General features: G+C 69.4%; 23 protein-coding genes. 21 read left to right on the top strand and 2 right to left on the bottom strand.

Annotation, left to right across the window (positions count from 1 at the left end):
• Position 1 precedes the first annotated feature (1 nt).
• From GX015_RS12410 to GX015_RS12350, 13 genes are all read left to right on the top strand, one after another.
• Entirely contained in the window at positions 2 to 628 is a 627-nt protein-coding gene (locus tag GX015_RS12410; RefSeq protein WP_120982816.1) for a copper chaperone PCu(A)C, read from the top strand.
• A gap of 117 nt (positions 629 to 745) precedes the next feature.
• The gene (locus tag GX015_RS12405) at positions 746 to 1,975 is read left to right on the top strand and encodes a Dyp-type peroxidase (RefSeq protein ID WP_291345456.1); all 1,230 of its coding nucleotides are present in this window, start codon (positions 746 to 748) and stop codon (positions 1,973 to 1,975) included.
• A 90-nt stretch (positions 1,976 to 2,065) separates the two neighbouring features.
• Positions 2,066 to 4,123: a threonine--tRNA ligase gene (gene thrS / locus GX015_RS12400; protein WP_291345455.1), complete on the top strand. Its 2,058-nt coding sequence runs from the start codon at positions 2,066 to 2,068 to the stop codon at positions 4,121 to 4,123.
• A complete protein-coding gene (locus tag GX015_RS12395) occupies positions 4,107 to 4,700 on the top strand; it encodes an HIT domain-containing protein (protein WP_291345454.1) in 594 nt (197 codons plus the stop codon). Before thrS ends, GX015_RS12395 begins: the two co-directional genes overlap by 17 nt.
• Positions 4,701 to 4,739: 39 nt before the next feature.
• The gene (gene pgsA, locus GX015_RS12390) at positions 4,740 to 5,408 is read left to right on the top strand and encodes a phosphatidylinositol phosphate synthase (protein ID WP_291345453.1); all 669 of its coding nucleotides are present in this window, start codon (positions 4,740 to 4,742) and stop codon (positions 5,406 to 5,408) included.
• Positions 5,405 to 6,343, top strand: coding sequence for a phosphatidylinositol mannoside acyltransferase (locus GX015_RS12385; protein WP_291345452.1), 939 nt, complete (start codon positions 5,405 to 5,407; stop codon positions 6,341 to 6,343). The genes pgsA and GX015_RS12385 overlap by 4 nt, the downstream gene beginning before the upstream one ends.
• Positions 6,344 to 6,346: 3 nt before the next feature.
• Positions 6,347 to 7,486, top strand: coding sequence for a glycosyltransferase family 4 protein (locus GX015_RS12380; protein WP_291345451.1), 1,140 nt, complete (start codon positions 6,347 to 6,349; stop codon positions 7,484 to 7,486).
• Entirely contained in the window at positions 7,483 to 7,986 is a 504-nt protein-coding gene (locus GX015_RS12375; RefSeq protein WP_291345450.1) for an NUDIX hydrolase, read from the top strand. Before GX015_RS12380 ends, GX015_RS12375 begins: the two co-directional genes overlap by 4 nt.
• 115 nt (positions 7,987 to 8,101) lie before the next feature.
• Positions 8,102 to 9,004 (top strand): pyridoxal 5'-phosphate synthase lyase subunit PdxS, encoded by a 903-nt coding sequence (pdxS, locus tag GX015_RS12370; protein ID WP_291345449.1) that lies wholly within the window; start codon positions 8,102 to 8,104, stop codon positions 9,002 to 9,004.
• A gap of 28 nt (positions 9,005 to 9,032) precedes the next feature.
• Positions 9,033 to 11,108 carry an acyltransferase family protein gene (locus tag GX015_RS12365; protein WP_291345448.1) on the top strand — a complete coding sequence of 692 codons (2,076 nt, stop codon included), beginning with the start codon at positions 9,033 to 9,035 and terminating at the stop codon, positions 11,106 to 11,108.
• Positions 11,109 to 11,135: 27 nt separating this feature from the next.
• The gene (locus GX015_RS12360) at positions 11,136 to 12,017 is read left to right on the top strand and encodes an acyl-CoA thioesterase II (RefSeq protein ID WP_291345447.1); all 882 of its coding nucleotides are present in this window, start codon (positions 11,136 to 11,138) and stop codon (positions 12,015 to 12,017) included.
• Complete coding sequence (pdxT, locus tag GX015_RS12355; protein WP_257995824.1) at positions 12,010 to 12,630, top strand: pyridoxal 5'-phosphate synthase glutaminase subunit PdxT; 621 nt, start codon at positions 12,010 to 12,012, stop codon at positions 12,628 to 12,630. Before GX015_RS12360 ends, pdxT begins: the two co-directional genes overlap by 8 nt.
• A 150-nt stretch (positions 12,631 to 12,780) precedes the next feature.
• Positions 12,781 to 13,539, top strand: coding sequence for a YebC/PmpR family DNA-binding transcriptional regulator (locus GX015_RS12350; RefSeq protein WP_102211987.1), 759 nt, complete (start codon positions 12,781 to 12,783; stop codon positions 13,537 to 13,539).
• A gap of 68 nt (positions 13,540 to 13,607) precedes the next feature.
• Here the strand turns inward: GX015_RS12350 and GX015_RS12345 are convergent, their stop codons facing one another.
• Positions 13,608 to 14,573 (bottom strand): aminoglycoside phosphotransferase family protein, encoded by a 966-nt coding sequence (locus GX015_RS12345; protein ID WP_291345446.1) that lies wholly within the window; start codon positions 14,571 to 14,573, stop codon positions 13,608 to 13,610.
• A gap of 5 nt (positions 14,574 to 14,578) precedes the next feature.
• Positions 14,579 to 15,040, bottom strand: a complete 462-nt coding sequence (locus tag GX015_RS12340) for a DUF3817 domain-containing protein (protein WP_291345445.1) — start codon at positions 15,038 to 15,040, stop codon at positions 14,579 to 14,581.
• Positions 15,041 to 15,165: 125 nt separating this feature from the next.
• On the opposite strand from GX015_RS12340, the gene ruvC reads away from it, so the two are divergent.
• From ruvC to GX015_RS12300, 8 genes are all read left to right on the top strand, one after another.
• The gene (gene ruvC / locus GX015_RS12335; protein WP_291345444.1) at positions 15,166 to 15,720 is read left to right on the top strand and encodes a crossover junction endodeoxyribonuclease RuvC; all 555 of its coding nucleotides are present in this window, start codon (positions 15,166 to 15,168) and stop codon (positions 15,718 to 15,720) included.
• Entirely contained in the window at positions 15,717 to 16,346 is a 630-nt protein-coding gene (gene ruvA, locus GX015_RS12330; protein WP_291345443.1) for a Holliday junction branch migration protein RuvA, read from the top strand. The genes ruvC and ruvA overlap by 4 nt, the downstream gene beginning before the upstream one ends.
• Positions 16,347 to 16,374: 28 nt before the next feature.
• On the top strand, positions 16,375 to 17,424 hold the full coding sequence (gene ruvB, locus GX015_RS12325; protein WP_291345442.1) for a Holliday junction branch migration DNA helicase RuvB: 1,050 nt from the start codon (positions 16,375 to 16,377) through the stop codon (positions 17,422 to 17,424).
• Between the two features lie 72 nt (positions 17,425 to 17,496).
• Positions 17,497 to 17,862, top strand: coding sequence for a preprotein translocase subunit YajC (gene yajC / locus GX015_RS12320; RefSeq protein ID WP_291345441.1), 366 nt, complete (start codon positions 17,497 to 17,499; stop codon positions 17,860 to 17,862).
• A 97-nt stretch (positions 17,863 to 17,959) separates the two neighbouring features.
• Positions 17,960 to 19,840, top strand: a complete 1,881-nt coding sequence (gene secD, locus GX015_RS12315) for a protein translocase subunit SecD (RefSeq protein WP_291345440.1) — start codon at positions 17,960 to 17,962, stop codon at positions 19,838 to 19,840.
• A gap of 2 nt (positions 19,841 to 19,842) precedes the next feature.
• Complete coding sequence (gene secF / locus GX015_RS12310) at positions 19,843 to 21,174, top strand: protein translocase subunit SecF (protein ID WP_291345439.1); 1,332 nt, start codon at positions 19,843 to 19,845, stop codon at positions 21,172 to 21,174.
• Positions 21,175 to 21,354: 180 nt separating this feature from the next.
• Complete coding sequence (locus GX015_RS12305; RefSeq protein ID WP_291345438.1) at positions 21,355 to 21,981, top strand: adenine phosphoribosyltransferase; 627 nt, start codon at positions 21,355 to 21,357, stop codon at positions 21,979 to 21,981.
• A complete protein-coding gene (locus GX015_RS12300) occupies positions 21,974 to 24,235 on the top strand; it encodes a bifunctional (p)ppGpp synthetase/guanosine-3',5'-bis(diphosphate) 3'-pyrophosphohydrolase (RefSeq protein ID WP_291345437.1) in 2,262 nt (753 codons plus the stop codon). The genes GX015_RS12305 and GX015_RS12300 overlap by 8 nt, the downstream gene beginning before the upstream one ends.
• The last annotated feature ends 92 nt before the right edge of the window (positions 24,236 to 24,327 follow it).

Here is a 24,327-nt window from a genome sequence, read left to right as displayed (position 1 = left end):
CATGAAGCTCCACCGCACCACCAAGGCCCTCGTCGCCGGCTCCGCCGCGATCGCCCTCGTCCTCGCGGGCTGCTCGACCGACGACTCCGCGGACTCCACCGCGGCCGAAGGCACCACGACCACCGCGTCGGAGTCCACCGAGGCCGAGGCGTCGGCGGCCGTGACCTTCGAGGACGCCTACATCAAGGAGAAGCCGGCCGAGAAGGGCATGACCGGCCTCTTCGGCATCCTGAAGAACAACACCGACGAGGAGATCGAGCTCGTCGACTTCCGCGTCGAGGGCCTCAAGGAAGGCACCGTCTTCGAGCAGCACGCCACCAAGGACGGCAAGATGTTCAAGATCGACGGCGGCCACAAGATCCCGGCCAACGGCGAGCACATGCTGGCCCCGGGCGACGACCACCTGATGATCATGAAGAACGACGAGGCCATGGAGCAGGGCCAGGAGTTCACCGTGGTCTTCGAGTTCTCCGACGGTTCGACGCTGACGCAGGACGTCGAGGTCCGCGTCCAGCCGGCCGGCGAAGAGGACTACGCCGGCGACGGCTCCCTGTCCAACCCGGGCATGGGCGACGACGGCGAGATGAAGAACATGAACCAGGAAGGCGAGGACCACTCCGGCCACTAGGCCGTCCCCGCGGGCGGGCGAGTCGGCCCATTCGAGGTCGGCCGCCCGCCTACGCCTTTCTACCATCAGCTTTACGATCAGCTTCACCACCGCATGAGAACCAGGAGCACCACCCGCATGAGCAGCAACCTGTCCCGCCGCCGTTTCCTCACCGGACTCGGGGCGGGCGCGGGGGCCGGCGCGTTGAGCGTCGCCGCCGCGGGAAACGCCGCGGCCATCGGACTCGAACGCGAGCCGGACGAGCCGGAGCGGCCTCCGCTGCAGACGCAGACCGTCGAGTTCGACGGCGAACACCAGGCTGGCATCGCCACGCCGGCCCAGGCCAACCTGTGGCTGATCGCGTTCGACATCAAGGAAGACGTCGACCGCGACCGGCTCCGCAGGCTCATGCGGGTGTGGACTCAGGACGCGCGGCGCATGTCGAAGGGCGAGCCGCCGCGCACGGACCTGGAACCCGAGATGTACGACGCCCCGGCGAACCTGACCTTCACCGTGGGCTTCGGGCCGGAGTTCTTCACCGTCGCGGAGCGGGAGGACCAGAAGCCGGATTGGTTGGATCCGCTCCCGGAGTATTCGACCGATCAGCTCCGGGACGAGTGGAACGACGGCGATCTGTGCCTGCAGATCTGCTGCGATGATCCGCTGATGCTGTCCCATGCGGCGCGGTTCATGATCAAGAACGGGGCGCCCTACGTCGACGTGCGGTGGGTGCAGATGGGCTTTCTCAACGCCAAGGGCGCGAAGGAGCCCACCGCGACCCCGCGCAACCGGTTCGGCCAGCTCGACGGCACCGTCAACCCTCGGGAAGAAGGAGACTTTGACCGGGTCGTGTGGATCGACTCGGGCCCGGACTGGCTGCGCGGCGGTTCCGCGATGGTCGTGCGGCGCATCGAAATGGACATCGACGGGTGGGACATCCTCGACCGTCCGAGCCGCGAGGAGGTCGCGGGCCGCACGCTCGACACCGGCGCGCCCCTGGGCAAGGAGAACGAGTTCGACCCGGTGGATTTGGACGCCACCGACGAATACGGGCTGCCGGTGATCGACCGCAACAGCCACGTCGCCCGTTCCATGCCGCCGAAGGAATTCCCGAACCAGAAGATCTTGCGGCGCGTCTACAACTATGACCTGCCGCCTGAGCCCGACGGACGCTTCACGTCCAACACGGGGCTGATCTTCATCTGCTACCAGAAGAACCCGTTGGAGCAGTTCGATCCCATTCAGAAGCGCCTGGCGGAGGCGGACCGCCTCAACGAGTGGATCTTCCACATCGGTTCGGCCGTGTTCGCCATGCCCCGCGGCACCGCGGGCGACGAGTACTGGGCCCAGGACCTCCTGGAAGACTGAGCCGCCCCGGGGCGCTAAGGTTGTGGGGTCCGCGGGGGTCGCCAGGTATGCGACACCCGCCCGATTCCGCCAGAAGGAGCCACGCCAGCCGTGTCCGAAGCCATCACCATCCCCGCCCCGTTCACCGTTCCCGCGGGCGTCGCCGCCGGCGCCGCCATGCGGGACTTGGGTTACCCGAACAAGGGCCCCGACGCCATCGTCTGCGTCCGGGACCCGCGCGGTGACCTGCGAGACCTCTCCTACGTTCCGGCCGTCGACGAGACCGTCGAGCCCGTCGCCGCGAACACGGAGGACGGCCGCGGGGTCATCCGCCACTCGACCACCCACGTGCTGGCGCAGGCCGTGCAGGCGGAGTTCCCGGGCACGAAGCTGGGCATCGGCCCGGCGATCGACGGCGGTTTCTACTACGACTTCGACGTCGCGGAGCCGTTCACGCCGGAAGATCTCAAGCGCATCGAGAAGCGCATGAAGAAGATCATCAAGTCGGGCCAGAAGTTCGAGCGCTTCGTCTTCGAGTCACCGGACGACGCTTCCGAACAGCTGGCGCAGGAGCCGTACAAGCTCGAGCTCATCGCCGACAAGTCGTCCGGCGACATCGACGCCAATGAGGACGCCACGGTCGACGTGGGCGGAAACGAGCTGACCGGCTACCGCAACGTCAACCCCCGCACGGGCGAGACCGAGTGGTTCGACCTGTGCCGCGGCCCGCACGTGCCCACCACCCGCTACATCCCGGCGTTCACGCTGACCCGGTCCTCGGCGGCCTACTGGCGCGGCGATCAGTCCAACGCCGGCCTGCAGCGCATCTACGGCACCGCGTGGGAGTCCAAGGAGTCCATGGACGCCTACCTGGACATGCTGCTGGAGGCGGAGAAGCGCGACCACCGCCGTCTCGGTGCGGAGCTGGACCTGTTCAGCTTCCCCGACGAGATCGGTTCGGGCCTGCCGGTCTTCCACGTCAAGGGCGGCATCATCCGCAACGAGATGGAGCAGCATTCCCGCCGCCGCCACATCGAGGCTGGGTACGACTTCGTCAACACCCCGCACGTGACCAAGGGCGACCTGTTCGAGCAGTCTGGCCACCTGGGCTTCTACAAGGAGGGCATGTTCCCCCCGATGCAGCTCGACGGCGAGTACGACGCCGAGGGCAACTGCACGAAGCAGCCGCAGGACTACTACGTCAAGCCGATGAACTGCCCGATGCACAACCTGGTGTTCGGTTCCCGCGGCCGTTCCTATCGTGAGCTGCCGATCCGCATGTTCGAGTTCGGCACGGTGTACCGCTACGAGAAGTCGGGCGTCGTCCACGGCCTGACCCGCGCGCGCGGCTTCACGCAGGACGACGCGCACATCTACTGCACGGACGAGCAGCTCGAGCAGGAGCTCACCGACGTCCTGGACTTCATCATCTCGCTGCTCAAGGACTACGGCCTCGACGACTTCTACCTGGAGCTGTCCACGAAGGACGAGAAGAAGTTCGTGGGCTCGGACGAGATCTGGGAGCGTTCCACGGCGATCCTGCAGCGCGTCGCCGACGCCTCGGGTCTCGACCTGGTGCCGGATCCGGGCGGGGCGGCCTTCTACGGCCCGAAGATCTCCGTCCAGGCCCGCGACGCCATCGGCCGCACGTGGCAGATGTCCACCGTGCAGCTCGACTTCAACATGCCCGAGCGCATGAACCTGGAGTACACGGCGTCCGATGGCACGAAGAAGCGCCCGATCATGATCCACCGCGCGCTCTTCGGTTCCATCGAGCGCTTCTTCGGCGTGCTGCTGGAGCACTACGTGGGCGCGTTCCCGGCGTGGCTGGCCCCGGAGCAGGTCGTGGGCATCCCGGTCGCCGACGACTGCATCCCGCACCTGGACGGGTTCGTCGCGGAGCTGAAGTCCCGCGGTCTGCGTGCGCACGTCGACGTCTCCGACGACCGCATGCAGAAGAAGATCCGCAACCATACGCAGGCGAAGGTGCCGTTCATGGTGCTGGCCGGTGCACGCGACGTCGAGGCCGGCGCGGTGTCCTTCCGCTTCCTCGACGGCTCTCAGATCAACGGCGTGCCGGTGGCCGAGGCCGCCGATCTCGTCGCCTCCTGGGTCGCGGAGCGGATCAACGACCAGCCCGACGGTGAGAACATTGCTTCACGACGCTGACGGCCACCCCGAAGACACCCTCGTCGATCGGGGCGCCGGGGAACCGGATCGCCTCGAGCGCCTGTGGGCGCCGTACCGGATGCACTACATCGCGGACAACGGCGCCTCGAAGGCGCGGGCCGGCGACGGGGACGAGGGGTCGTCGTCAAGCGAATCTCGTTCGCGCAACCCGTTCGTCGAGCTGCCGGAGCGTTCCGACGAGGACGCGCTGATCGTGGCGCGCGGCGAGTTGGTCTACTGCGTGCTCAACCTGTACCCGTACAATGCCGGGCATCTCATGGTGGTGCCGTACCGCCAGGTCGCGAACCTGGAGGACCTCACCGACGAGGAGATGGCGGAGTTGATGGCCTTCGGGCAGCGGGCGATCCGGACCCTGAAGAAGGTCTCGCGGCCGCACGCGCTCAACGTCGGCTTCAACCTCGGGCGTGCGTCCGGGGGTTCGGTGGGGGAGCATCTGCACATGCACGTCGTGCCCCGGTGGTCCGGCGACTCCAATTTCATGACCGTCATCGACGGGGTGAAGGTGCTGCCGCAGATGCTGCGCGACACCCGCGCCATCCTGGCCGACGCCTGGTAGCGCCCGCCCACCCACGAGGATCAACCGAGAGGACCGACCATGCTCAGCGCCCGCGGCCGCAGGCCGATCGCACCCGTCGTCGAGCCGATCGCCCGCGCGCTGAACTCGATGGGCGTGTCGCCCAACGCGATGACGATCTTCGGGACGGTCGCGGCGATCGTGATTTCCGTGACGCTGATCCCGACCGGGCACCTGTTCGCGGCGGCGGTGCTCACCGGTCTGTTCGCGGCGTTCGACCTGCTCGACGGCACGATGGCGCGCCTTCGCGGCGGCGGCACCCGCTTCGGCGCGGTGCTCGACGCCAGCTGCGACCGAATCACCGACGGCGCGCTTTTCGGCGCGATCCTCTGGTGGGTGATCCATTCCCACGGGGCGCCCGGTCACCTCATCGTCGCGGTGCTCATCTGCCTGGTCGCCGGTCAGGTGACCTCCTACGTCAAGGCCCGCGCCGAGGCGTCGGGCTTCGCGGTCGACGGTGGCCTGGTCGAGCGCCCGGAGCGGCTGATCATCGCGCTGGTGGGCATCGGCATCCACGGCCTCGGCGTGCCGTGGGCCGTGGAGATCTCCATGTGGCTGCTGGCCGTCGGCTCCGTGTTCACGGTCGTGCAGCGCCTGGTCATGGTCGGCCGCAACCCGGGCGCCGGCGAGTGCATCGCTCCGCCGAAGGGCGCCCGCGACGCCGATCGCACGGCCGGGGAGCGCGCATGAGGTTGCCGCGCACGCGCGATGACGTCGCCGCGCTCGGCTACCTGGCCGGCTGGAAGATCGTGGGCAAGCTGCCCGAGCGTCCCGTCATGTGGGCGGCGATGAAGGCCGCCGACCGGTTTTCCGACGATGGCCGCGGGCCCGAGCAGCTGCGCCGCAACCTGGCGCGCGTCACCGGGTTGCCCGCCGACGAGGTCCCCGACGCGCTGGTCAAGGCGTCGATGCGCAGCTATCTGCGCTACTGGGTCGAGGCGTTCCGGTTGCCCGCCATCGCCGGCCCGGAGCTGGCCGAGCGCATCGGCGGCATGATCCGCGGTCGCGGGCTTCTGGAGGAATCCGCCGCCGCAGGCCGCGGCATCATCCTGCTGGTCACGCACTCCGGCAATTGGGACATGGCCGGCATGTGGGCGGCACGGCGCTTCGGAGGCTTCACCACGGTCGCCGAGCGCCTGCGGCCCGAGGAGCTTTACGACGCCTTCGTCGATTTCCGGGAAGGCCTCGGATTCGAGATTCTGCCTCTGACCGGAGGCGAACCCCCGATGGCCGGGCTTCGGGCGCGGTTGGACGCCGGGGGAGTCGTGGCGCTCGTCGGCGAACGCGATTTCGGCGGCCGCGGCGCCGAGGTGGACTTCTTCGGAGAGAAGACGATCATGCCCATCGGCGCGGCGCAGCTCGCCCGCGACACCGGCGCGGCACTGCATGTGGCGGGCCTGTGGTTCGACGGCGACGACTGGGGGCTGAAGGTCCACCCCGCGGTTCCCGCCGAGGGCCGCGACGTGGCGGACGTCGTCCAGGACTGCGCCGCACTCATGGAGTCCGACATCGCGGCGCATCCCGCGGATTGGCACATGCTGCAGCCGCTGTGGACGGCGGACCGGCAGGCGCGCAGGCGTCGCAAAGCAACCGAGCCGGACGCGAACGGAAAGGCGGGGGACTGAGCCATGCGCATCGGAATGGTCTGCCCGTACTCGTTCGACGTGCCCGGCGGCGTGCAGGCGCACGCGATCGACCTCTGCGAGGAGTTCCGGGCCCGGGGCCACGAGGTGAGCCTCATCGGGCCCGCCGGCCCGACCGTCGAGGTGCCCGACTTCGTCGAGCGCGGCGGGCGCGCGATCCCGATCCCGTACAACGGGTCGGTGGCGCGGCTGGCGTTCGGTCCCGTGACCGCGCGGAAGGTGCGGCGGTGGATCGAGCGCGGGGACTTCGACGTCCTGCACATCCACGAACCGAATTCGCCCAGCTACTCCATGCTCGCCGTGCGCGCGGCGGTCGGGCCGATCGTGGCCACGTACCACTCGGCCGCGACGGAATCGCTGGCGCTGAAGCTGGCCACCCCTTTCCTGCGGCCGATGCTCGAGCGGATCCGCGGCGGCATCGCCGTGTCCGAGGTCGCCCGGCGCTGGCAGGTCGAGCAGCTGGGCGGCGACCCGGTTCTCATCCCCAACGGCGTGCGCGTGGCCGACTACGCCGCCGCGCCCGACGCCGCCGACGTGCCCGAAATCGGTGCGCCGCCGCCGGGAACGAAACGCCTGGTGTTCCTCGGGCGCTTCGACGAACCCCGCAAGGGTCTGCCCGTCCTCCTCGACGCCGTGCCCGCCATGCGGCGGGTGTTCCCGGACTTGGAGATCCTCGTCATCGGCGACGGCGACCGGGCCCAGGCGGTGCGGCGGGCCGGTGAACACGCCGACGTGCTGCGCTTCACCGGGCGCGTGTCCGAGGAGGCCAAGGCGGCGGCGCTGAAATCGGCGGACGCGTACGTCGCCCCACAGCGCGGCGGCGAGAGCTTCGGCATCGTGCTCGTGGAGGCCATGGCCGCCGGCGCCGCGGTGATCTCCTCCGACCTCGACGCCTTCCGCCTCGTCCTGGACGACGGCCGATTCGGCGACCATTTCCGCAACGGCGATTCCGCGGATCTCGCCCGCACGGTCATCTCCTTGCTTTCCGACGACGACCGGCGGGCGGGGCTCGTGGCGTCCGGGCACGAGCGCGCGGGGGAGTTCGACTGGTCCACGATCGCCGATAAGGTGCTGCAGGTCTACGACACCGTCCGGATGGACGGGGAAAAGGTGGTCGTCTCGTGATCCTCGTACCGTGGTGGGCCGTCGTGCTCGCGATCCTGGCCGTGGTGCTTCTCGTGGCGGCGCTGCTGGCGTCGGCGACGGCGACGCGCCTGAACCGGATGCACGTGCGCACGGACCTCGCGCGGTCGTCGCTGGAGGCCGCACTCGGTCGACGCGGCGCCGTCGCCCGTGCCGCGTACCCGGAACTTGGCCCGGACGTCGCCCGCGCCGAAGCGCGCCGGTTGACGTCGGCCGACCCGCATGCCCGCGCCGACGCGGAGAACACCCTCGGCGCGAAGCTGGCGGAGGCCCTGGACGCGCGTCCCCCGGAGGCCGCCCTGGCCATCGAGCTGCACGACGCGACCACCCGCGTCGAGCTGGCCCGCCGGTTCTACAATGACGCCGTCACCGACACCCGGATGCTGCGCATGCGCCCGCTGGTGCGGGGCCTGCGGTTGGCCGGAACCGCGCCGATTCCCGAGTATTTCGACGCGTCGGTGGAAGCCCCGCAGGGGCGTTGAACGAAATTCGGGGTCGCTAGACGGCACGGTCTATAGGCGGGTCTATAGTTGTCAGTCGTCGGGCGCGCGGCGCCCGGGACGAACACCGGATTGAACCTCCAGAAAGCAGGTTTCGTTGACCACCTCCGACAACAACACCAGCCACGGCACCGCCCGCGTGAAGCGGGGCTTCGCCGAGATGCTGAAGGGCGGCGTCATCATGGACGTCGTCACCCCGGAGCAGGCGAAGATCGCCGAGGACGCCGGCGCCACCGCCGTCATGGCGCTCGAGCGCGTTCCCGCCGACATCCGCGCCGAGGGCGGCGTGTCCCGCATGTCGGATCCGGACATGATCGAGGGCATCATCGAGGCCGTGTCCATCCCCGTCATGGCGAAGGCCCGCATCGGCCACTTCGTCGAGGCGCAGGTGCTCCAGTCCCTGGGCGTCGACTTCATCGACGAGTCGGAGGTTCTCACCCCCGCCGATTACGCCAACCACATCGACAAGTTCGACTTCACCGTGCCGTTCGTCTGCGGCGCCACGAACCTGGGCGAGGCCCTGCGCCGCATCAACGAGGGCGCGGCCATGATCCGCTCCAAGGGCGAGGCCGGCACCGGCGACGTGTCCAACGCGGTGACCCACATGCGCACCATCCGCGCCGAGATCAACCGCCTGAAGTCGATGGCCCCCGACGAGCTGTACGTCGCGGCCAAGGAGCTGCAGGCCCCGTACGAGCTGGTCCGCGAGGTCGCCGAGAAGGGAAAGCTCCCCGTGGTGCTGTTCACCGCGGGCGGCATCGCCACCCCGGCCGACGCCGCGATGATGATGCAGCTCGGTGCCGAGGGCGTCTTCGTCGGCTCGGGCATCTTCAAGTCCGGCAACCCGTCCGAGCGCGCCAAGGCCATCGTCCAGGCCACCCAGCACTACGACGACCCGAAGGTGGTCGCCGACGTGTCCCGCGGCCTCGGCGAAGCGATGGTCGGCATCAACGTCGACGAGATCCCGCAGCCGCATCGCCTGGCCGAGCGCGGCTGGTAACACCGACCACGGGCACGGGGGCGAGAAGGTGAGCGGGGGAGCACCGGCCGCGCGCCGCACTGACCTGGACGGAGTGCGCGGCCTCGCCATCGCGCTCGTGGTCGTCTTCCACGTCTTCGTCGGCCGGGTGTCCGGCGGCGTGGACGTGTTCCTCATGCTGGCCGGGTACTTCTTCCTCGGCTCGCAGATCCGCTACGCGGGCCGCCCGGGGGCGCTGGCCAACCCGCTGTGGCCCCTGTTGCGGACCATCCGCCGCCTCGTGCCGTCGCTGGTGACGGCGATGGCCGGGTCGGCGTTGATCCTGGTCATGTTCGCCCCCGACTGGATGTCGGAGCAGCTGACCCGGCAGGTGCGGGCGGCGCTGACATACGTGCTCAACTGGGAGCTCATCGACCAAGAGGCGGCGTACGCCGCTGCGACGACGGCACCGAGCCCGCTGCAGCATCTGTGGTCGATGTCGGTGCAGGGCCAGTTTTACTTCATGGCCATCCTGGTCGGGTCGCTGTGCGCCGCATGGCCCTTCTTCCGCCGCCGCCTCGTCGGGCCGTTGCTCATCGTCGCCACGATCGCCTCCTTCGCGTGGGCGTCGCGCGGCGGACTGTACGGCGGGATGGACGACTACTACTCGACGTGGACGCGGTTGTGGCAGATGACGCTCGGCGGCGTGCTCGCCGTCTACGGCCATAAGCTGCGCGTGCCGGCGTCACTGAGCGGCGCCGCGTCGTTCGCCGGCGTCGCCATGATGGTGGCCACTGGATTCGTCATTCGCGACACCACCGCGTTTCCCGGGCCGCTGTCGCTGCTGCCCATCGGCGGCGCCGCGCTGATCGTCCTGTCCGACGGATCCGGCCGCACCGGCGACGTCCTGCGGTCGGCGCCCATGCAGTGGCTGGGTCGCGTCGCCTATCCGCTCTACCTGTGGCACTGGCCGCTGCTGATCCTCATCGCCCATGCGACCGGCAACTGGGATGTGCCGGTGTGGTTGGGCCTCGTGGTCATCGGCCTGTCGTTGCTGCTGGCCGATGCGACCCACAACTACGTCGAAAAGCCCCTCCAGGAGCAGGGGCCGCGACGCACCGCCGACACCCCCGACACGCCCGACACGCCCGCCGCCCCGGAGTCGACCGCGGAGCCGACGCCGCGCCGCAGACCGAAGATCGCCGCGGCCGCCGTCATCGGCGCACTCGTCGTGGCGGGACTGTTCGCCAACACGGCGTGGATCGCCCACCTCGACCGCATCGACTCCCGCGAGTTGGATCCGGCCGTCTACCCCGGGGCAATGGCCGCCGACGGCAGCATCGAGGTGCCCACTGCGGAGCCGTACCCGGAACTGCCCGAGCACATCGGCACCCGATCGTGGCGGGACGGGTGTCTGGTGAAGATGGACGCGCCGACCGACGAGTACCCCGACTGCGTCTACGGCGACGTCGACGCGGACATGACCGTCGCCATCGTCGGCCATTCCCACGCCGACACCTACGTCGAACCGCTGCACATGCTCGGCCTGGAACGGGGCTTCCGCGTCGTGACGATGCTGCGCGAGGCGTGCCCGCTGACCCTGCGGACGTCCTGGTTCGTCGAGCGCGATTGCGTGACGTGGTCGCGCGGCGCGATCGACCGGCTCGTCGAGCTCGATCCCGAACTCGTCGTCTCCGTGAGCACCACCTCGTCGCGCGGGAAACGCCGCGAAGTCGAGCAGGTCGTCGTCGGCGCCGACGATTTCTGGGCCGAATTGGCCGACCACGGCATCCCATTCCTCGGGCTGCGCGACAACCCGCGCCTCGTCGACGAGAACGGCACGCCGTTCTACCCCAACCGGTGCATGCGCCAGCAGGACGACTGGCCCAACTGCGCCGTGCCCCGGTCCCGGATCTACGAGCCGGAAAACCCCGCCGACCGGGTTCTTTCGCAATGGCCGACGGCCTGGTCCGCGGACACCGCCGACTGGTTCTGTCAGTTCGACTGGTGCTCGCCGGTCATCGGCAACATCGTCGTCTACCGCGACCGAGACCACATGACCAACGCCTACGCCCGATCGCTCGCCCCGCTGCTGGGCGAGCAAATCGACGCCGCGCTGGCCCAGGCGGGGGCCGCTGCGCGCTGACGGGGGCGATCGGGGATACTGGACACCATGCCTGACATCCGCGAAGTACTCGACCTCGAGCGCATCGACCGCGACATCTTCCGCGGCCCCGTCATCGAATCGGTTCTCCAGCGCACCTTCGGCGGCCAGGTCGCCGGGCAGGCGCTGGCCGCGGCGACGCGGACGGTGGACGCCGAGTTCGCCGTTCATTCGCTGCACGCCTACTTCGTGGGCCCCGGCCGCCCGCACATCCCGACGACGTACCTCGTCGACCGCATCCGCGACGGGCGTTCCTTCGTCCATCGCCACGTCCGCGCGGTCCAGGACGGGCGGACGATTTTCATGATGCAGGCCAGCTTCCACCGTCGCGGCGACACGGGCATCGAGCATTCCGACACCATGCGCGACGTGCCGGACCCGGAGGACGTCGTCGTCGACGTCTCCACCATGCCCCGCGCCCGCCGGCTCCTGTTCGCGGAGTGGTCGGATTGGGACATCCGGGTCGTCCCCGCCGACCAGTACTCGCACAACCCGTACACCCCGTCGCAGCAGGTGGTGTGGTTCCGGTCGAAGGAGCGTCTGCCGGACGACGAGACCTTCCATGTGTCCACGTTGGCGTACATGTCCGACATGACGCTGTTGTCGTCGGCGAAGGTCCCGCATCCCGGCGTGAAGCTGCAGGAGGCGAGCCTGGACCACGCGATGTGGTTCCTGCGCCCGTTCCGCGCCGATGAATGGCTGTTGTACGACCAGGTGTCGCCCTCGGCCCACGCGGGGCGCGCGTTGACCCACGGGCGCATCTTCAACCGCGCCGGTGATCTGGTGGCGGTGGTGACCCAGGAGGGCCTGACCCGGCATTTGCCGCCGGGCGTGGAGCCGGTGCCGTTCACCCCTGCGTCGAAGTCGAAGCCGGGGGAGAACTTTGACTGATTCGGTTTCCCGGCCCGTCGTCGGCGTGCTGGCGCTGCAGGGCGGCGTTGTCGAGCATGAGCGGGTCCTGGACGAGCTCGGCGTGGCCCACCGCAAGGTCCGCTTGCCCCAGCATCTGGATGGACTGGCCGCGCTGATCCTCCCGGGCGGCGAGTCGACGACGATGTCGAAGCTCATGCGGTTCAACGGCCTGCTCGAGCCGCTTTCCGACGCCCTGCGGAGTGGTCTTCCGGCCTACGGCACCTGTGCGGGGATGATCCTGCTGGCCTCGACCGTGCTGGACACCCGGGAGGACGCGGTCCAGTTGGGGGCGCTCGACGCCACGGTGCGGCGCAATGCCTTCGGCCGCCAGGTGGACTCCTTCGAGACCGATTTGGATTTCGCCGGCATCGACGATCCCGTGCCCGCCACGTTCATCCGCGCGCCGTGGGTGGAAACGGTCGGCGAGGGCGTCGAAATCCTGGCCACGGTGCCGGAGGGGCCGGCCGAAGGCGCCATCGTCGCGGTGCGCGACGGTGCGGTGATGGCCACCAGCTTCCACCCGGAGGTCGACGGGGACGTCCGCGTGCACCGGTTGTTCCTGCGGGAGTGCGCGGGCCTGGACGTCGGGTGAGAGTCGGCCCGCCGGTCGAAATGGCCTGCGGGATCCGGCGGGTCGTGCCTGTATAATCGCCACGACCGCCGGAATTGGTCCGGCGGACCGGTCGGCCCCGGTCGAGGGGCCGTCGGCATCCTCGAGACAAAAGGGAGTTTGGACCAGCAGATGGCGGGCCATTCCAAGTGGGCGACCACCAAGCACAAGAAGGCGGCCAACGATGCCAAGCGCGGCAAGGAATTTGCCAAGCTGATCAAGAACATCGAGGTCGCGGCGCGCACCGGCGGTGGCGACCCCTCGGCGAACCCGACGCTGGACGACATGATCCGCAAGGCCAAGAAGGCCTCGGTCCCCAACGACAACATCGAGCGCGCCCGCAAGCGCGGTTCCGGCGAGGAAGCCGGCGGTTCGGACTGGGAGACGATCGTCTACGAGGGCTACGCCCCGGGTGGCGTCGCCGTCATCGTCGAGTGCCTGACGGACAACCGCAATCGTGCGGCGTCGGACGTTCGTTCCGCGTTCAACAAGCAGAACGGCAACATGGGCGATTCCGGTTCGGTGTCGTACATGTTCGAGCGCAAGGGCGTCGTCATCGTGCCCAAGGGCGAGTCCGGCCTGACCGAGGATGACCTGCTCATGGCCGTGCTCGACGCGGGCGCGGAGGAGGTCAACGATCTCGAGGAGAACTTCGAGGTCGTCAGCGCCTTCACCGATCTGATGTCCGTGCGCACCGCGCTGGTCGACGCCGGCATCGAGTACGACTCCGCCGAGCAGGATTACCGTGCGGCCACCGAGGTCGCCCTCGACGCCGACGGCGCGAAGAAGTTCCTGCGCCTCGTCGACGCCCTGGAGGATTCCGACGACGTCCAGAACGTGTACTCCAACGCCGACATCTCCGACGAGGTCCTCGCCGAGCTCGACGCGTAAGGCCGTGGTGCCGGGCGCAGCCCCGGCGCCGCGTACACCGCCGACGGCTCAGCCTCGGCGACTGGGATTCACAGACCCCGGATCGACTCCAGCGCGCGCCCGAACAGGGCGCGCGCCGTCGTTTCCGGGGTTCTTCCCGTCGTGAGGTGGTCGGCCAGCAGGAACACCGCGTCCCACCGGGAGTAGATGCCCGCGCGCCGTTCGAGATCTTCGTCGGCGGCCGCCAGGTCGGAGATGACCCGCCGGTGCAGCTCGGGGGAGATGCCGGACAGGTGCGCGACGTCGATGGCGGGATCTGCCAGGGTCATGTCGGAGAAGTCGATGAGGCCGAAGGATGTCCCGGCCCCGCCGGCGTCCGCGCCACCGTCCCACCGCAGATGGGTTTCGTGGAGGTCGCCGTGGACGAGCCGCGGTGAGACCGGTTCCCGGATGAACGTGGTCTCGGCCTGCTCCATGATCGCCCGCGTCGCATCCGCATCGCGGCCATCGAGAACCGGCAGGACGTGAGAGGCGACGGCGTCGGTCAACTTCGCGTGCTTGACGGGGAACCATGACGCGCCCACGCCCGCCAGCATCGGCTCGGCGGGGTCCAGTCCGTGGACGGCGTCCAGAGTGCCCGCGAGGTGGGCGGCGATGGTGCGGCGGCGGGAGTCGTCAAGCGAAGCCCACACCGCATCCGACAAAGGCCCTCCTGGGATGTGCCGGGCCAGCGTGAGGCTGTCGGAGTCCGTGGCCAGCGCCACCGGCACGGGGGCCGGCGCGCGCCGATCGACGGCGGCCAGGACGCCCGCCTCGACGTCCGCGCGGCCGACGACCCCCGGCGCGATGGCCAGACGGGCGACGACGGTGGGCGAGCGGTCTCCGCCGTCCTCGACCCCGGCAATGCCGGAAACCCCCGACAGGACGGCGACATGGTGGTCGAGGCCCTGGTCGGGGAAATGGACGCGTTGCCACGTCACGTCGGGGAAGGCGGAGCGCACCGCTGCGAGGACGTCGGGCCCCGGAACGGCGCCGCCGGAAGTCGGCGCGGTCACGTGGGTCAGCTGAACCACTCGGTCGGCGGACCGGCGTTGAGCAGCAGGGCGAACACGATGGCGACGGCAACGAGGATCGCCACGGCCGCGGCCAGCGGGTGACGCACGATCGGGGCCAGCACCTTCTCCGGGAGGGTGCGCGGGGCCTCGTCGGTGTCGCGGAAGCGCCACGGGCCGTCGAGCTTGCCGGCGCGCTCGGTGGAGCGCTCGAACGGCACGGTCATGTAGGGGATGATCGCCGAACCCAGGCCCAGGATGCCGCGGCCGAAGGACCACTTCTGGTTGACCCACACGAGGATGGTCACGGCGGCGTAGGACAGGAACACGAAACCGTGGATCGAGCCGCCGATGCGCGTGGCCAGCGGCATGTCCGCCGCGTACTTCAGGATGAGCCCGATGATCAGGATGGTCCAGGTGACCATCTCGGCCAAGGCGAGCTTGCGGTACAGGGATTTGGGCGTGTCCATGATGCTCAAAACTACGTGGTGGGGCGGGCCGCGACCAAGACGGGCCGGGCCCTCCGACTTTCGATTGCCCCTGGCCCGGCCGCCTGCTTTGCGACGGTGACGCACACCTGTTCGGATGGTGTGGTATGAATGGGGCGGACTTGGCAACTGATCGGGAGAGCGGGGCAGCGGTGACCATTCGGGTCATGGGGATCGATCCGGGATTGACCCGGTGCGGTTTGTCGGTGGCGGACGGCGGGCGCGGCCGGGCCGTGACGCCGATCGCCGTGGGCGTGGCCCGGACTCCGTCGGACGCCGAGCTGCCCGATCGCCTGCTGCGGTTGTCGAACGCCGCCGAAGAGTGGATGGACAGGTACGAGCCCGACGTGGTCGCCATCGAGCGGATCTTCGAGCGGGGCAACGTCTCCACGGTGATGCAGACCGCCCACGCGGTCGGCGTGCTGATGCTCGCCGCCTCTCGCCGAGGGCTGCCGGTGCACATGTACACGCCGTCGGAGGTCAAGAAGGCGTTGACGGGCAACGGCCGCGCGGACAAGGCGCAGATGACCACCATGGTGACCCGGATCCTCGGGTTGTCCGAACCCCCGAAGCCGGCGGATGCCGCCGACGCCCTGGCGTTGGCCATCTGCCATTGTTGGCGGGCGCCGCTGTTGGCGCGCGCGAAGGAGGCATTGCAGTGATCGCATCGGTGCGCGGCACGGTCATCGACCTGGGCGCGGCCCACGTCGTCGTCGAGTGCGGAGGGATCGGCCATCTGATCACCGTGACCGCCCGGACGGGGGCCACTTTGGCGAGGGGCGAGGAGGGTTTTCTGCTGACCACGCTCGTGGTCCGCGAGGACGCCATGACCCTGTACGGGTTCGCGGCGGCGGCGGAGCGGGAGATGTTCGAGCTGTTGCAGACGGTGTCGGGGCTGGGGCCGCGGCTGGCCATGGCGGTGCTGCAGGTGCTCGATCCGGCCGACGTTGCTGCGGCGGTTGCCGGCGGCGACGCCAAGCGGCTGCAGTCGGCCAATGGCGTGGGCAAACGCATGGCCGAGCGGATGCTCGTGGAACTCAAGGACAAGGTCGCGCCCTTCGCCGCGCCGCCGGCCACCGGGGGCCCGGGCGAAGGAGCGGCGCAAGCCAGGCCGGGCGCGAACGCGACGGTGCCCGCGGCCGACGCGGACCAGGTCGTGGGCGCTCTCACCGGGCTCGGGTTCCGGGAGCAGGAGGCTGCCGCGGCGGTGGAGGAAGTGCTCGCGGCCGATCCGTCCCTGGACACGTCGGCGGCATTGCGCGCCTCGTTGAAGGCCCTGGGCGCCTGAGCCGGCGCGACGAATAGGATGACTGATCATGTCTGATGTGGAGCGCACCGAGTTCAACCTCACGGGCCCGCGCGACGTCGACGCGCGCGCCCAGTCGGCCGAGGTCGACGCCGAGGTCAGCCTGCGCCCGAAGTCGCTGGACGAGTTCATCGGCCAGCCGAAGGTCCGCAGTCAGCTCGAGCTCGTCCTGGGCGGCGCGCGCGGGCGTGGCGTGACGCCCGACCACATTCTGCTGTCGGGGCCGCCGGGCCTGGGCAAGACGACGATGGCCATGATCATCGCCCAGGAGCTCGGCACGTCGCTGCGCATGACGTCGGGTCCGGCGCTGGAACGGGCGGGCGACCTGGCGGCGATGCTGTCCAACCTCATGGAGGGCGACGTCCTCTTCATCGACGAGATTCACCGCATCGCCCGGCCTGCGGAGGAAATGCTCTACATGGCCATGGAGGACTTCCGGATCGACGTCATCGTGGGCAAGGGTCCCGGCGCGACCTCGATCCCGCTGGAGATCCCGCCGTTCACCCTCGTGGCCGCCACGACCCGCTCCGGCATGCTCACCGGTCCTCTGCGCGACCGATTCGGCTTCACCGCGCAGATGGAGTTCTACGACGTCCCGGATCTGACCAAGGTGGTCACCCGTGCCGCGGGCATCCTCGGCGTGGACGTCAGCCCCGAAGCGGCGGTGGAGATCGCCTCGAGGTCGCGCGGTACGCCTCGCATCGCCAACCGCCTGCTCCGCCGCGTCCGCGACTTCGCGGATGTCCACGCAGGGGGAGTCATCGACATCGGGGCCGCGCGAGCGGCGCTGCTCGTGTTCGACGTCGACGAGCTTGGCCTCGACCGACTGGACCGTGCCGTCCTCGACGCGCTGGTCAGGGGGCACGGCGGCGGTCCCGTCGGCGTCAATTCGCTGGCGCTGGCGGTGGGCGAGGAGCCCGGCACCGTCGAAGAGGTCTGCGAGCCGTACCTCGTCCGCGCGGGAATGATCGCCAGAACCTCGCGCGGTCGCGTGGCCACGACGACGGCCTGGCGCCACCTCGGCCTCGAACCGCCGGAGGGCGCCATCGGTCTCCGGTGAGGCACGTGAGCCACGTCTCAACCGGCACGGGGGTCGCGAGGCTGCGGGGCCCAGACGTTAGACTCTCCGCTCATGGACCCGATTCTTCTCCTGATCCTCATGGTCGTTCTGCTGGCTCTGCCCATCTGGACGACCTTCCGCCAGAACAAGCAGCTCCGCCAGATCCGCGAAATGCAGGCCCGCCTCGCTCCGGGCGCGGAGGTGCTCACCGGCTCCGGCCAGCACGGCATCGTCGTCGCCGTGGACGAGAAGACCGTCGACCTGGAGATCGCCGAGGGCATCGTCACCCGCTGGGAGCGCGCCGCCATCGTCCGCAACGTCAACGAGGAAGAGTCCAAGGCCGCCCCGCAGACCGCGCAGGCGCCGCAGGCCGAGCAGGTCCGCGAGTCCGAGCCGAAGGCCCCGAACCGCGGCACCACGGGCGACGACGCCGTCTAAGGCCCTCCGAGCGGGCCCCGACCACGGGGTCCGCCGAACCCGTGCCGAGCACGGGACACGACCGGTCCACCGACCCGCACACCCCCAGGAGTTCCCCTTGGCAAGCCCATCCCGCGGCGCCAACCGCGGTTTCCGCGCGAAATGGCCGCAGTGGTCGCTGCTGCTCTTCGTCGCCTTGCTCGTGCTGACCTACGTCCTGGTGTTCTTCACCGGCAACCGTGAGGCGACGCCGAAGCTCGGCATCGACCTGCAGGGCGGCACCCGCGTCACCCTCGTCCCGCAGGGCGAGCAGCCCACGCAAGACCAGCTGGACCAGGCGCGCCGCATCCTCGAGAACCGCGTCAACGGCATGGGCGTCACCGGCGCGCAGGTCGTCACCGACGGCGACACGCTCGTGATCACCGTGCCCGGCGAGGATTCGCAGGAGGCCCGCGCCCTCGGCCAGACCTCGCAGCTGTTCTTCCGCCCCGTGGCCACGCCGGAGAACCCGGACGAGGCCGCGCTCGCGGAGGTCACGAAGACGATGGCCGATGACTGGGTGGAAGTCGGGCTGCTCACCCCCGAGGACGCCAACGCCAACCTCAAGGAGCTCCACGACCAGTGGGGCAAGAACATCGAGGAGCGGCGCACCGCCTTCGAGCAGCAGAACCCCGATGAGCCCGTCCCGGCGGATCTCCAGCGCGACCTGGGCCCCGTCCAGACCGTCGACGCCGAGGCCGCGCCGGAGCCCGCGAACTCGGTCGAGGCGGCCGAGCGCCGCGAGAAGGTCCGCGAGGTCCTCCTGGACTCCCGCCAGTCCGATGACCCGACCAAGCTCTTCGCGGCCACCACCCTCATGCGCTGCGACGACCCCGAGGCGGCCGACCCGCTGGCCGGCGCGGATGATCCGGCGAAGCCGCTGGTCACCTGCGACCCTAACAACCCGGGCGGCGCCATGCTGCTCGATCCGGCGCCGCTGCTCGTCGGCGAGACCGACGAGGTCGACGGCAAGCGCCTGTCCGGCGACGACATCGACACCAATGCGCCCATCAACGGCGGCTACGACCAGCAGTCCGGCGAGGTCCAGGTGTCCTTCAGCTTCAAGTCGGGCAACGAGGACGCGGGCGGCCGCACGTGGACGCAGCTGACCACCGACTACCTGCAGCGCCAGGTGGCCATCGTGCTGGACTCCGAGGTCATTTCGGCCCCGGTCATCCAGGACCCGACCCCGGTCGGCCAGGCCACCCGCATCACGGGCGACTTCACCATCGACGAGGCCCAGACGCTGGCGAACAACCTGCGCTACGGCGCCCTCCCGCTGAGCTTCGCCGGCGAGGACGGGGAACCGGGCGGCACCGCCACGACGATCCCCGCCACGATGGGTTCGGCGTCGCTGTCGGCCGGCGTGCTCGCCGGTCTGGTCGGCATCGGCCTCATCGTGCTCTACGCCCTGGCGCTCTACCGCGGCCTCGGCGCCATCTCCATCATTTCGATGGCGGCGTCCGGCGCGATGATCTACGGCGTGCTGGTCCTGCTGGGCCGCTGGATCGGCTACTCGCTGGATCTGGCGGGCATCGCGGGCATCATCATTTCGATCGGCACCACGGCCGACTCCTTCATCGTCTTCTTCGAGCGCATCAAGGACGAGCTGCGCATCGGCCGCACGTTCCGTTCGGCGGTTCCGCACGCCTGGCGCTCCGCCAAGGGGACGATCCTCGCGGGCAACTTCGTGTCCGTCATCGCCGCAGTCGTGCTGTACGTCCTGGCGGTCGGCGACGTCCGCGGCTTCGCCTTCACCCTGGGCCTGTCCACCATCTTCGACATCGTCACGGCCTTCCTGGTCACCGCGCCGCTGGTGATCCTGGCGACGCGAAAGTTCCCGTCGCTGGCGAAGCCGTCGATGAACGGGTTCGGTTCGGTGATGAAGCTGGCCTCGGACCGGGGCGCCAACCGTCGTAAAGCGGGCCGGGCCCGCACCGAGCCGCAGGAGGCGAAGTGACCATGTCGGACAACCGAGACACCGCACTCACCGATTCCGCCATCGCCGTCGACGAGCGCGACCGGGCGGTCGCCGACCGCGGCTTCTTCACGCGCCTCTACACGGGTTCCGGTGGCATCGACGTCATCGGCAAGCGACGCACCTGGTACGGCATCACCGCGGTGGTCCTGCTGGTGTGCATCGCCGCGATGGCCTTCCGCGGTTTCGCGCTGGGCATCGATTTCGAGGGCGGCACCCGCATGACCATGCCGCCCGCCGGCGTCACCGAGGAGCAGGCGCAGGAGGTCTTCGAGGAGGCCACCGGCGTCGAGCCGAAGCTGGTGCAGATCATCGGCTCCGGCGACGCCCGCGTCCTGGAGATCACCTCCGAGCGCATCGGCGAGGACACCATCAACGAGGCCCGCATGGCGCTCTACGAGGAGTTCCGGCCGGTCGACGCCTCGGGCGAGGCCACGCCGGACGCCATCGGCGACTCCACCGTCTCCGAGTCCTGGGGCGGTGCGGTCACCGAGCGCATGATCCTGGCGATGGCCGTGTTCCTGGCCCTGGTCTTCGCGTACATCGCGTTCCGCTTCGAGCGGGACATGGCCATCGCGGCGATCGGCGCGCTGGCCATCGACGGCGTCGTCATCGCCGGCATCTACTCGCTGGTCGGTTTCGAGGTCACCCCGGCCACCGTCATCGGCCTGCTCACCGTGCTGTCCTTCTCGCTGTACGACACCGTCGTCGTCTTCGACAAGGTCCGCGAGAACACCGCCGGTTTCCGGCAGTCGACGCGCCGCACGTACTCCGAGCAGGTGAATCTGGCGGTCAACCAGACGATCATGCGCTCGATCAACACCACGGTGTCGTCGCTGCTGCCGATCATCGCGCTGATGGTCATCGCCGTCGGCCTGCTCGGCGTGGGCACGCTGAAGGACCTGGCGCTGGTGCAGGTCATCGGCATCGTCCAGGGCACGTTCTCGTCGATCTTCCTGGCGGCGTCTTTCCTGGTGTCGCTGAAGCGCAGGCAGAAGGACTACATCGCACACGACCGCAAGGTCGCCGACGCGCGCGCCGCGGGCACGGCCCCGGGCTTCGGTGGCCCGGACGAGGACGGCATTGCGCCGGATGCGGACGATTCGCTTGACGACGCTGCCGCCGCGGCACCGGCCCCGGCCCGCAGGTCGATCGCGACGCCGACGCCGCCCACCCGCGGTGCGACTGCGTCGGAGACGACAGTGCCCGAGCAGAAGACGCCGGAGAAGAAGGCGCCGCGGACTCCGGGCGCGGCCGACGACATCGCCGATGGGGGAGACGCCCCGCGCCCGTCGACCTGGCGGCCGGGTCGATGACCTGACGCCCGCGAACCATCGCGCCCGCCCGGAGAGCACCGTGCTTTCCGGGCGGGCGTTTTCGCGTGACCGGGCCGGTGCCCTCGGCGTGCACGAAGCGTGGAAAGATGAGGGTAACGTTGTCGCGACAACGCCTAGTGGTTGCGTCTTGCTCCCGTTTCCCTGAAAGCGAGGATCCCCGTGGGATATGAAAATGCGCGGGCCGCGCTGGACGATTTGATCCGTCTGGTGCCCGATTTTCCGACCGACGGCGTCCTCTTCGAGGACCTGACCCCGGTGCTCGCGGATCCCGAGGGGTTCCGCCTCATCGTCGATGAGGTCGCGGATGCGTGCACGGGGTTCGGGGCCGACGTGATCGGCGGCCTCGACGCCCGAGGGTTCCTCATCGGTTCCGCCGTGGCGTACCGCATGGGCCTGGGCGTGTTGGCCGTCCGCAAGAAGGGCAAGCTGCCCCCGCCGGTGCACACCGAGTCCTACGACCTCGAGTACGGGTCGGCGGCGCTGGAGATCCCGGCCTCGGGGCTGGACCTCGAGGGCAAGCGCGTCGTCCTCGTCGACGACGTCCTGGCCACCGGCGGCACCATGGCGGCGGCCCGAGCGCTGCTGGAGAAGTGCGGCGCCGAGGTCACCGGCCTGTGCGCCGTCCTCGAGGTGCCCGGCCTGGGCGGCCGCGAGAAGCTGTCCGACCTGCCGCTGTACGTGGTCAACGAAGACTCCGACACCGATGCCGGCTCCTTCTCCGTCTCGGATCCCGCTTCCGATTCCGGCGTGGCCGTCGATTCCGTTTCTGGGGCGGAGAATGGCTGATCGGTCGCCGCGCCGCTACGGCGCACGCCTGGCCCGGAGCCTCACGGGGGCCCGCACGAAGGTCAACCCGGTGCTGGATCCGCTGGTGGCGATCCATCGCGAGGTGCATCCGCGCGCCGATCTGTCGCAGCTGCAGAAGGCCTACGACATCGCCGAGAAGCTCCACGAGGGCGTCAAGCGGAAGTCGGGGGAGCCGTACATCACGCACCCGCTGGCCGTGGCCACCATCGCCGCGGAAATCGGCATGGACACCACGACGCTGGTCGCCGCTCTGCTCCACGACACGGTGGAAGACACCGACTACTCCCTCGATGATCTCACCGGGGACTTCGGGCCGGAGGTCGCGCGGCTGGTCGACGGGGTGACCAAGCTGGACAAGGTCGCGCTGGGTTCCGCCGCAGAGGGCGAGACCGTGCGCAAGATGGTCGTGGCCATGAGCCAGGACCCGCGCGTGCTGGTGATCAAGGTCTGCGACCGCCTGCACAACATGCGCACCATGCGCTTCCTGCCGCCGGAGAAGCAGGCGAAGAAGGCCCGCGAGACCCTCGAGGTCATCGCCCCGCTGGCGCACCGGCTGGGCATGGCCAGCGTGAAGTGGGAGCTGGAGGACCTGTCCTTCGCCATCCTCTATCCGAAGAAGTACGACGAAATCGTCCGCTTGGTCGCCGACCGCGCGCCGCAGCGCGACCGGTACCTGAAGCAGGTTTCCGACGGGGTCACCGCCGATCTGCGCGACGCGCACATCGAGGCCACCGTCATGGGCCGGCCGAAGCACTATTGGTCGATCTATCAGAAGATGATCGTCCGCGGACACGACTTCGACGAGATCTTCGACCTGGTGGGCATCCGCGTCCTCGTGGACACCACGAAGGACTGCTATGCCGCCATGGGCGCGGTGCATTCGCTGTACCAGCCGATGCCGGGCCGTTTCAAGGACTACATCTCGGCCCCGCGCTTCGGCGTCTACCAGTCGCTGCACACCACGGTGATCGGCCCGGGCGGCAACGCCCTGGAGGTGCAGATCCGCACGCACGAGATGCACTACAACGCCGAGTACGGCATCGCGGCGCATTGGCGGTACAAGGAGACGAAGGGCTCGCACAAGGGCGACGCCGCCGAGGTCGACCAGATGGCGTGGATGCGCCAGCTGCTCGACTGGCAGCGGGAGGCCGCGGACCCCAACGAGTTCCTCGATTCGCTGCGCTACGACCTCGCCTCGAACGAGATATTCGTGTTCACGCCCAAGGGCGACGTCATGACGCTGCCCATGGACGCGACCCCCGTGGACTTCGCCTACGCGGTTCACACGGAGATCGGCCACCGCTGCATCGGCGCGAAGGTCAACGGCAAGCTCGTGGCCCTTGAATCGGCGCTGAAGACCGGCGACCGGGTGGAGGTGTTCACCTCCAAGGACCAGCATTCGGGCCCGTCGAAGGACTGGGCGTCGTTCGTGAAGTCCCCGCGCGCCAAGGCGAAGATCCGCCAGTGGTTCGCCAAGGAACGCCGCGAGGAGGCGCTCGACGCCGGCCGCGACGCCCTGGCCGCGGAGGTCCAGCGCGGCGGCCTGCCCATGCACCGCCTGTTCACGCCGCAGACGATGAAGCAGATCGCCTCGGAGCTCAATTTCGCCGACGTCGACGCGCTGTACACGGCCATCGGCGAGGGCACGGTGGGCGCCAAGCACGTCACCAACCGCCTCATGGCGCAGTTCTCCAGCAAGGACGACGCCGAGGATCAGCTCGCCGCGCGGACGCCGCTGTCGAAGCTGCAGGCCCCGGAGAAGCGCCGCCGCGCCGACGGCGCCGGCGTCCTGGTGGCCGGTTCGGCGGACATGATGGCGAAGCTGGCCAAGTGCTGCACCCCGGTGCCGGGCGACGAGATCTTCGGTTTCGTCACCCGCGGCGGCGGGGTCAGCGTCCACCGCACCGACTGCACGAACGCCGCGAAGCTCAAGGAAGAGCCGGAGCGCCTCATCGACGTCGAGTGGGCCAGCGACTCCTCCGGAGCGGTCTTCACCGTCACGGTGCAGATCGAGGCCCTGGACCGCCACGGTCTGCTCTCGGAGATCACCCGCACGATCAGCGAGCAGAAGGTGCCCATCATCGCGACTTCCTCGCACACCGCGGAGGATCGCGTGGCGGTCATGCGCTTCACGTTCGAGGTCTCGGACATCAAGCAACTCGGCTACATCATCTCCGTGTTGCGCGGCATCGAGGGCGTCTACGACGTCTTCCGCGTCACCAGCGGAGGGTAGGGCGCTTCACCTCCGCGCCACGTTCGCGCGCCTTTGCGTGACGACGAAAACCGGCCCCGCACAGTGATGTGCGGGGCCGGTGGCCGTCGTGA

Source organism: Corynebacterium sp. (assembly GCF_012837295.1).
In the GTDB taxonomy this organism is placed as follows: Bacteria; Actinomycetota; Actinomycetes; order Mycobacteriales; family Mycobacteriaceae; genus Corynebacterium.
This window is presented reverse-complemented; position numbering and strand designations above follow the sequence as displayed.

Excerpts from the sequence above, each read along its gene's own strand:
- GX015_RS12410 (WP_120982816.1), top strand. The coding sequence starts at position 2 with ATGAAGCTCCACCGCACCACCAAGGCCCTCGTCGCCGGCTCCGCCGCG.
- GX015_RS12405 (WP_291345456.1), top strand. The coding sequence starts at position 746 with ATGAGCAGCAACCTGTCCCGCCGCCGTTTCCTCACCGGACTCGGGGCG.
- pgsA (WP_291345453.1), top strand. The coding sequence starts at position 4,740 with ATGCTCAGCGCCCGCGGCCGCAGGCCGATCGCACCCGTCGTCGAGCCG.
- GX015_RS12385 (WP_291345452.1), top strand. The coding sequence starts at position 5,405 with ATGAGGTTGCCGCGCACGCGCGATGACGTCGCCGCGCTCGGCTACCTG.
- GX015_RS12380 (WP_291345451.1), top strand. The coding sequence starts at position 6,347 with ATGCGCATCGGAATGGTCTGCCCGTACTCGTTCGACGTGCCCGGCGGC.
- GX015_RS12360 (WP_291345447.1), top strand. The coding sequence starts at position 11,136 with ATGCCTGACATCCGCGAAGTACTCGACCTCGAGCGCATCGACCGCGAC.
- GX015_RS12350 (WP_102211987.1), top strand. The coding sequence starts at position 12,781 with ATGGCGGGCCATTCCAAGTGGGCGACCACCAAGCACAAGAAGGCGGCC.
- GX015_RS12340 (WP_291345445.1), bottom strand. The coding sequence starts at position 15,040 with ATGGACACGCCCAAATCCCTGTACCGCAAGCTCGCCTTGGCCGAGATG.
- ruvC (WP_291345444.1), top strand. The coding sequence starts at position 15,166 with ATGAATGGGGCGGACTTGGCAACTGATCGGGAGAGCGGGGCAGCGGTG.
- ruvB (WP_291345442.1), top strand. The coding sequence starts at position 16,375 with ATGTCTGATGTGGAGCGCACCGAGTTCAACCTCACGGGCCCGCGCGAC.
- yajC (WP_291345441.1), top strand. The coding sequence starts at position 17,497 with ATGGACCCGATTCTTCTCCTGATCCTCATGGTCGTTCTGCTGGCTCTG.
- secF (WP_291345439.1), top strand. The coding sequence starts at position 19,843 with ATGTCGGACAACCGAGACACCGCACTCACCGATTCCGCCATCGCCGTC.
- GX015_RS12300 (WP_291345437.1), top strand. The coding sequence starts at position 21,974 with ATGGCTGATCGGTCGCCGCGCCGCTACGGCGCACGCCTGGCCCGGAGC.